The sequence below is a fragment of the Sphingomonas sp. CCH5-D11 genome, assembly GCF_001557395.1.
GTDB lineage: Bacteria > Pseudomonadota > Alphaproteobacteria > Sphingomonadales > Sphingomonadaceae > Sphingomonas.
Map to the genome: position 1 here is coordinate 1 of NZ_LSKH01000360.1, position 8,349 is coordinate 8,349.

The window sequence follows — 8,349 nt, forward strand, 5'->3', positions numbered from 1 at the left end:
CCGCCGGCATTTCTCGGTTTCCTGGCTGAATGCCAACAACCATAGCGAAATCGAGCTCGTAGCGCGTATCGAGACGCTCGATGACGAGGCCGCTTTCCGGCTCGCCGATTTGGAAAATCGAGAGCGCGAGGACGTCACCGATTTGGAGCGTGCGCGCAATTACAGGCACGCTGTCGACGCATATTACAACGGGGTTCGCACGCAGATGGCCGATCGCTTGGCCATCGCCAAGCAGAACCTCCACAACCTCCTCCAGCTCGCGGAGTTGCCGGACGAGGTCGTGGCAGCGTTCGCCGAGCCCGGAGACCTCAAGGTCCGACACGGCATGCGGCTCTCGCCCCTGCTGAAGAACGAACAGCACCGCGACGCGATCATCGCCGCAGCTATAGCCCTCGGTGCCGAGCAACAGGCGCTGAAGGACGCTGGAAGCGACAAGATTGAGGGTATCAAGGTCTGTGAGCGCCTGGCCGCAGCCGCAGTGGCTCCCGCGGCGTCGAAGAAGCCTGTACCCCGTGCCAAGCCGGCCCTCACCGCCGCCTCGGGTCGCGAGATCGGACAGGTTCTTGCTGATACACGGGCCAAGGGAATTACGATCAACATCAACCCCAAGGGCACAGCGTCGGTCGACGAGATCCTCGAAGCGCTCCGCCCTGCCCTTGAGAGTGCGAAGTTCAGTCGAAATTGAGTAAAATCTAGTTTAACGCTTTATTTTCAATTAGTTGGCTCCCGGTAAAATGCGTTTTACCGATGCCACGGGACACGAGATGCAACAGGATCACCGCGAAGACGGTCAAGTAGACCTCTTTCTCCCTCAGCTGACTGCGCTTCCTCTTCGGGATCAGCGCGAAACGATGGAGCGGCCCTTTTTCTCGCTGTCGAAGCGCAAGCGACTCAAGCCGATCGACTATGTCAGTCCGGATCGTAAGATCACCGTCCATGTCTCCGCTAATTCGGAATATGGTCTGGCGACTATCTACGACCTCGACATACTGATTTACTGCGCGTCAGTTTTGATCGAGCACAAGCGGCGAGGTGCCAACGACATCCCGCAGACGCTCCACGTCGTCCCATACGACATGCTGAAGACTCTGAAGCGCGAGGTTGGTGGACGCGCTTACGATCTTCTGGGCAATGCCCTCGACAGGCTCCAATCGACCACGGTGAAGACGAACATCCGCTCAGGAGATGCCGTCGAGACCACCTTCTCCTGGATCGACAGTCACAGCCAGCTTAAGGATCGGTCCGGAAACGTGCGGGGAATGAGAATTACCCTCGCGAAATGGTTCTACGACGGGGTGTTGATGGACGGCGGCGTGCTCGCCATCGATCCGGCTTATTTCTCGCTCACAGGCGGGCGCGAACGCTGGCTCTATCGGGTCGCGCGCAAACATGCGGGTGGGGCCGGAAGCGACGGTTTCGCCATCTCGATGCCAACGCTCTTCGAGAAATCCGGCGCGGAAGGCGATTATCGGCGCTTCAAGTTCGAGATGACCAAGATCGCTCGGGAGAACGATCTGCCAGGCTACTCCCTGGACATCGAACAGCGTGACGATGCCGAACCGCTGCTGCGCATGACCAGGCGCGATCGCGAGCCGTCCGAGGAGGGCAAGCCCTCCCCTGCCCTCGCCCAAGCCTCGCCTGCGGCCGTCAAGGAAAAGGCGCCCGAGGAACCGGCTATCTCCTTCCCCTCGAGCGGGCATATCTCGCATTCGGCATTCGGTGCGATCGCCCGCGCCAACCTGCCCAGCCCCCAACGCGACCACGGTCTCGTTGGAGACGATTTCCGGAACTTCCTCCGGCAGCGCGAGATAGCGTTCGACGCGAAGAACATCACACAGATATTCGCGACCTTTTGCGCGAAGCAGCGTCCGGTCAACTGATCGACGCCGTAGGCGCAATCCGCCAAAACGGTCTTTCAGGAACAGGGTCGAGAATGGCTCGCGCGCGCACGTCAACTTATCCGTGTGGACCGTTCCCGAAGTAACGAGCCGGGCCCCGGACCCGTCTGTATGGCGCCCCATCAAATGTGCGTGGGCTGCGAAGATCCAACCACGCGCGATCCTTTGCCAGCCTTCTTCTCGGATGAGCTTTGCCGGGCACAGCTGCGCCAGCGGGAGGATCGCCCGTTCCACCTCTCCAGGCAGCCGTCACGGTACTTAGAGAACGGCGCTTATAGGGTGGGATTTGTGATCAGATTGCCCGGATCTGATAGCTGAATCACTGACCGGCTGACGCCGGTAGGATCAAGCGGTGGGGCTGAAGCCGTCCTTGTGGGTATGTCGGTCGAGGTAACGCATGATGATGTCATCGGTGATGTTGCCGGATGTGGTCGAGAAGTAGCCGCGCTGCCAGAAGCGTTGGCCCCAATATCGTTTGCGGATGTGCTCGAATTCCTGTTGGATCTTGCGGGATGAGCGCCCCTTGGCCCGGCGCACGAAGTCGCTGACCGAGACGTGCGGCGGGATTTCGACGAACATGTGTACGTGGTCCTTCGACAGCGCGCCGTTGATGATCTTCACGCCCATCTCGGCACAGACCTGACGGATGATCTCGCGCACCCGTAGCCGAACATCGCCGATCAGCACCTTGTACCGATACTTCGGCGCCCAAACGAGATGGTAGCGATGATGGAATGTGGTGTGACAACCGGACCGATACGCCATAGCCTGTAACCTCGGGAAAAGCGGAAGCTTCACGCCTTCGGCGGCTTCCGCTTTTCCCGAGGTTACAGGCTAGCACGCGAGTCTGTGGCTGAAGCCAGTATCCGACTGAAGTCGGAGGGGTTCCTCCTTGCTAGAGGACTCTAAAGGTCAAACTGTCGACGCTCCAAAGAGGCTGGGGAGGGGAGGGGGAGTCATCCTCGCTGCTTCGATGCCGTTCCTGAAATACCGTGAATGCTTCGACTGCAAACGCCTCCGGGAGCGCTAGACATCCACAATCGGCGCCCATCGCCTGGCCAAGCCCCGTTCTCAATGTACCGTCGAGATCACTGGCCGGCTCCCGAGAAACCTCGAAACTTCGCGGTCCAGGCAGCCGAGCGGGATGCGCTCAAGGCAACAAAACGTCGAGATCATCGCCGTTTTAGGTCAGTTCCGCAGGGTCCCGTTCCTAAAAGACCGTCAATGATTCGCCCAAGGACTCGGGAGGACCGCGGAAATGCCGCTCGACTCCTCCGAACACAGGGCGGCCTCGCCTGACGCCTATAGTTCGACAACGAGCGCTGCCGGGTGTAACATGCCTGAAAGGCACGGAAAACAGCCACTTTGCGGACGAGTAAAACGCGTTTTACTCCCTTGGAGACGTCCTGTGGCCCGCGCCGTGCCCACGGTATTTCAGGAACGGGGCACGGTACATGAGGAACCGAATCACGGTTCAATGGGAACGCCCCGCAGGGTATTTCAGGAACGGCCAAACGGTATAATGGGAACGGCGCTGAACTCCCGACTCGCGCTGAATCGGCGAGTCGCGAAAGATCCATCCACAGCTTAACTTTTTATCCTATTCTCTAAAGAGATTAACACGCCTGCGGCGCTCCCTTCTTTTGAAGAATTGATTGGGAAGAAGGGGAAGGGACGATCGCCGCGCACTAAGCACGTCGTCCACCCAAAAAGCTCCGTCGCGTGCGTCGCCTCACACACCCGACCGCAGATCGACGTCGATTATCGCGGCGCCTAGACTCCTTGCAAGCCAGCCATCGCGGAGCACCTCACTACGCTCAGGTCGCCGAGGGCACCGTGACAGGAGCCATTTTCCAAGACCCGAACGAAGTCCGACCTGCACTGAGCGCCGCCAGCAGCCCGCACAGCGTGTTTCCGCTCTCGGCTATCCCCACGGCAAGCAAAGCGCCCAGAAGGCCGCTGTGGGGCCTTCCTGCCAAGCCTGATCACGAGAAGCATGCCGTTGTGGGTCAGAGAACCCGTGGACTGGACATTGCAGCTACCGCCTTCAACTATCGATAGACGATAGCCGCCGACTGCAGAGCTCGTGTTTCACCACTGGGACAAGGGGAACGAGACCGCGCTCGCCGGCAAATCAGTTCTTGCTGCATCCAGCGCTATGAATTGCGAACAGGGGAGGGGAGGCAGCTACCCCTTTGGTGAAAGGTTTGCCGGCGCACCTCGGTAGAGAGGCCCCAGCCAGCCGACGACATTCCAATCGTTCGACAGAAGGATGCTCCGGTTGATAGACCGGTTCATCAGACCGGGCGGCAAGCGAAAGATCCTCCTGCGGACTGTCGTTCACAAACTCTCGGCGCGATGCTGGAGAAGCTTGTCGATGTTCTCCATCTCGCGATCGAAGGCATCGAAGACCTCCGACAGCTCGCGGCTCGCTGGCGGGGGAGGGACCACGTTGCGCGGCCGTCCACGCTTGGGCGCTGCAAAGCCAAACTCGATGGCAAGGTCCGTGCTCAGGAACACGCGCCAGGTCCGCCGCTGGGTGATCTCCACGAGCAAGCCGCAGTCGACGGCACGGCCCAGCAGTTTGCTCGCGCCGGCAACGCTCATGCTGAGCAGCTCCGCCAGCGACTGAGGCGAGAGCAGTGGCCGGTGATGGAGGAGGGCCGCGAGCCCCGGGAGGTGGCCAGGTCGATATTCCGCGACGATCGCATGCTGGGCCGCGCGATGGAGCTTTTCCAGCTCGTGCAACCGTGCGAGGTTTGCGGTGGCGCTTGCCTCAAGGCTGCGCATGGCCGCATACCAGTCCTCGTCTCCGACAGTTCGCTTCAGCCTAAACGCCTTCACGCCGCCCACGAGGCAGGGCAGGGGAGTGGTCACCATCCCCTTGTCGCGCAGAGCGAAGGGCAGCGAGAGCCAGGGCAGGGCGGTGCTGTCGAGACGCGCATGCTGGCGGACCCGATCGAGCGCGCGGATCAGCGGCGAATGGTCCGCGGCTATCTCGATCTCGCCGATCGCGGTCGGGAGCGCGTCGCGCCAGGCGAGGGGGTCGGGATCGCGCAGCGCCGCTTCCCAGGCGGGAAAGCGATCGAACAGGTCGAGGTTGGTCGACCGCAGCGGCCGGCCGGGGATTTGCAGCCCGCAGCCCCAGGAAAATACGTCAATTTCGTCGATCTCGGCCGATTGCAGTTGCAGGGCCCGGGTGTAGCCACTCCAGGCGGCGCGGCGTGCCCAGGCCGATGCCACCGAACTAACGCAAAACCGGGCATCGAGACGCGTAATGGCGGCCGTGCAGGAGGCGATCGCGGAGACCATCTTCGCGCTGTAGGCGGGGCCGTAGCGGCTGTTCGAGAGAGGCGCGTCCACGCCGTCTTTTAACCCAGAGCTGCTCTCAGTCAAATTGGCTCGTATGCGTAGTCGTGATAATGGGAGATTATCACGACCCTATTATTATGAGAAGGACCGGGCTATGTCTCGCCGTCATGGCGAAAACGGCCCTCACCCGCAGGCAAAGCACGCCGCCCGCCGGCGCCGACGACGTCGTGGGCGAGGTCCGCGCGCTGGCTATCGACAAGGCGGCGGTCGATCCGCAGGTCATCGCGGCCGCGGCGCGGGCCTGGTCGCCGAACACGATCCGCGCGTTCCTTTCCGACATGAAGCTCTGGGATGCTTGGTGCCGGCGCACCCGAGTGCGGGCAGGGGAGGCGACCGCCGAGACCGTCGCGGCCTATGTCCGCGCGCTGTCGGGTCAGGATCATGATGAGGCGACGCGGGCGACGCCGCAGAGGGCGGCCGCGACGATCGCGCGCTATCTCGTCAATATCGGCTGGGCCTATCGCATGGCGGGGCTGGACGATCCGACCGCAGCCCCGCTCGTGCAGCTCGAGCACAAGGCGGCGCGCAAGCTTCTCGGCACCCGCCAGACGCAGGCGCGGGGTATCCGCTACAAGGGCGATGTCAGCGATCTCGACGCGCCGGCGAGCGGCGTGAGCCTCGCGGTCCTCCTCAAGGCCACGCGCCGCGATCTCCTGGGCGCGCGCGATCGCGCGCTACTGCAGGTCAACTATGATACCGGCTGCCGGCGCTCCGAACTCGCGGCGATGCGTATCGAGCATATCGACGGGCCCGACGTCGACGGGGCAGGGGTGGTCGAGATCGGCCGCAGCAAGACCGATCAGGAAGGGCAGGGGGCTCTCGCCTATCTCTCGCCCGCGACCATGCGCGCGATCGCTGAATGGTGCGACAAGGCCGGGATTGCGCGCGGGGCCCTGTTCCGGCGCGTCGAAACCTGGTTCGATGGCTCGATCCGCGGTGTGGGAGAGGAGGCGCTCAACCCCGGCACGATCACGCTCATCTACAAGCGGTTGATCCGCCAGGCATTCGACAAGAAACTGCTGGGGGCGATGAGCGAGGCCGAGCTCGAGCGCTGGGTCGCGGCCGTGTCGAGCCATTCGATCCGGGTTGGCGTGGCGCAAGACAATTTTGCGGCAGGAGAGAGCCTGCCCGCCATCATGCAGGCCTATCGCTGGCGCGATCCCAAGACGGTCATGCGCTATGGCGCGAAGCTGGCGGCCAAGAGCGGAGCGAGTGCGCGTCTCGCGAAGCGTTTCGGCGGTGAATGACAGGTTTTAGCTGTCCGCGTTTGGACAGTCGCAAACCGATGACCTGGCGCGGTTGGGCAGTGAGCGACACCGACATGCCTCAACGACCGAAGAAGCGAGCTCGCCGTCGGGCCGGCCCTAGCGCGCACCGATGGGGGCGAAGCCGCCGACCGGCGGGAACGCCTGTGCGCACTGCGACGTTCTTCTCGTCAGCGCGAGCATGCGTGACTGAACCTCTCCGGCTCGAAACCAAATCCCAAAGTGGAGGGCGGCATGGCCCGCATGTCGAGCGATTTCTTCGTCCAGCGCCTCAAGGATTGGGGCGTGAGCCGAATCTACGGCTATTCTGGCGATGGCATCAATGGCGTGCTGGGGGCGCTCCAGCGCGCCGAGAAGGAAGGCTCGGGCATCGAGTTCATCCAGGTCCGCCACGAGGAGATGGCGGCCTTCATGGCGACGGCGCATGCGAAATTCACCGGCGAGCTCGGCGTCTGCCTGTCGACCGGCGGTCCGGGCGCGACCCACCTGATCACCGGGCTCTATGACGCCAAGCTCGACCATGTCCCGGTCCTCGCGATCGCGGGCCAGGCCGAGAGCACCGTGCGCGGTGCAAGCTATCAGCAGGAGCTCAATCTCGACCGACTGTTTGCCGACGTCGCCGCCTATGTGCAGGAGGCGAGCGCGCCGGCGCAGGTCCGCCATGTGACCGATCGCGCGATCCGGATCGCGGTCGCGGGCAACGCGGTCTCAACCATCGTGCTGCCCAAGGACATACAGGATACGAAATATGAGGAGCCGGGCCAGGCGCACGGCTTCACCCGCTCGGGCACCGGCTATGCACATCCGATCGTCGTCCCGCAGCCCGCCGATCTCGCGCGCGCGGCGGAGGTACTGAATGCAGGCGCCAAGGTCGCTATCCTGATTGGGGCGGGAGCCCGCGGCGCGTCGGCCGTGGTGACCGAGGTCGCCGACCTGCTTGGCGCCGGCGTCGCCAAAGCGTTGCTCGGCAAGGATGTCCTGCCTGACGATCTGCCGTTCGTGACCGGGGCGATCGGCTTGCTCGGGACCAAGCCATCGTCCGACCTCATGCGCGAGTGCGACACGCTTCTGCTGATCGGCACGGGCTTTCCCTGGGCCGAGTTCCTGCCGAAAGACGGGCAGGCGAGGGCCGTGCAGGTCGACATCGACGCATCGATGCTGGGGCTGCGCTACCCCGTCGAGGTCAACCTGCATGGAGATGCGGCCGAAACGCTGAAAGCGCTGATCCCGCTGCTCCAGCGCAAGGATGATCGCAGTTGGCGCGAAGGCATCGAGAAGGCGACTGCGCAGTGGTGGCAGACGCTCGAGGAACGCGCCATGGCGGAAGCAAAGCCCGTCAATCCCCAGCGCGTGGTCTGGGAAATGTCGCCGCGTCTGCCCGCCGACGCGATCGTCACCTCGGATTCGGGCTCATGCGCCAACTGGTACGCGCGCGACTATCGCGTGAAGGTCGGGCAGCGTGCCTCTCTCTCGGGCGGTTTAGCCTCTATGGGCGCTGCGGTTCCCTATGCGATCGCGGCCAAGTTTGCTTATCCTGATCGGCCCGTCGTGGCGCTGGTCGGCGACGGCGCAATGCAGATGAACAATCTGGCCGAACTCATCACCGTCCAGAAATATTGGAAGCAGTGGCGCGATCCGCGCTTCATCGTCTGCGTCTTCAACAACGGCGATCTCAACGAGGTCACGTGGGAACAGCGGGTGATGGAAGGCAATCCGCGTTTCCCGACGACGCAGGATATTCCGGACGTCCCCTACGCGCGCTGTCCGTCGTCAGAACATTCGGCACAACTCGCGGCGTATATTAGCGGAGTGCG

General features: G+C 63.0%; 6 protein-coding genes. 4 read left to right on the top strand and 2 right to left on the bottom strand.

Annotation, left to right across the window (positions count from 1 at the left end; all coding sequences use genetic code 11):
- The coding region (locus AX702_RS22740; RefSeq protein ID WP_443026320.1) for a ParB/RepB/Spo0J family partition protein at positions 1–685 on the top strand (685 nt) is incomplete at its 5' end.
- 79 nt (positions 686–764) lie between these two features.
- Positions 765–1,880, top strand: a complete 1,116-nt coding sequence (locus AX702_RS21350; RefSeq protein WP_029623214.1) for a replication initiator protein A — start codon at positions 765–767, stop codon at positions 1,878–1,880.
- 363 nt (positions 1,881–2,243) lie between these two features.
- Here AX702_RS21350 and tnpA read toward each other — a convergent pair whose 3' ends face one another.
- Both tnpA and AX702_RS21360 read right to left on the bottom strand, forming a co-directional pair.
- The gene (gene tnpA / locus AX702_RS21355; RefSeq protein WP_010408862.1) at positions 2,244–2,663 is read right to left on the bottom strand and encodes an IS200/IS605 family transposase; all 420 of its coding nucleotides are present in this window, start codon (positions 2,661–2,663) and stop codon (positions 2,244–2,246) included.
- Positions 2,664–4,238: 1,575 nt separating this feature from the next.
- Complete coding sequence (locus AX702_RS21360; RefSeq protein ID WP_037447504.1) at positions 4,239–5,210, bottom strand: hypothetical protein; 972 nt, start codon at positions 5,208–5,210, stop codon at positions 4,239–4,241.
- A gap of 167 nt (positions 5,211–5,377) precedes the next feature.
- Here AX702_RS21360 and AX702_RS21365 point away from each other — a divergent pair, with 167 nt between their 5' ends.
- Together AX702_RS21365 and AX702_RS21370 are read left to right on the top strand one after the other, a co-directional pair.
- Positions 5,378–6,517: a tyrosine-type recombinase/integrase gene (locus AX702_RS21365; RefSeq protein WP_010408866.1), complete on the top strand. Its 1,140-nt coding sequence runs from the start codon at positions 5,378–5,380 to the stop codon at positions 6,515–6,517.
- A gap of 252 nt (positions 6,518–6,769) precedes the next feature.
- A partial coding sequence (locus tag AX702_RS21370; protein ID WP_066782323.1) for a thiamine pyrophosphate-requiring protein occupies positions 6,770–8,349 on the top strand: 1,580 nt, incomplete at its 3' end.

What these genes read in the sequence shown, in the direction of transcription:
- AX702_RS21365 (WP_010408866.1), top strand. Translation starts at nt 5,378, where the DNA reads ATGGCGAAAACGGCCCTCACCCGCAGGCAAAGCACGCCGCCCGCCGGC.
- AX702_RS21350 (WP_029623214.1), top strand. Translation starts at nt 765, where the DNA reads ATGCAACAGGATCACCGCGAAGACGGTCAAGTAGACCTCTTTCTCCCT.
- tnpA (WP_010408862.1), bottom strand. Translation starts at nt 2,663, where the DNA reads ATGGCGTATCGGTCCGGTTGTCACACCACATTCCATCATCGCTACCAT.
- AX702_RS21360 (WP_037447504.1), bottom strand. Translation starts at nt 5,210, where the DNA reads ATGGTCTCCGCGATCGCCTCCTGCACGGCCGCCATTACGCGTCTCGAT.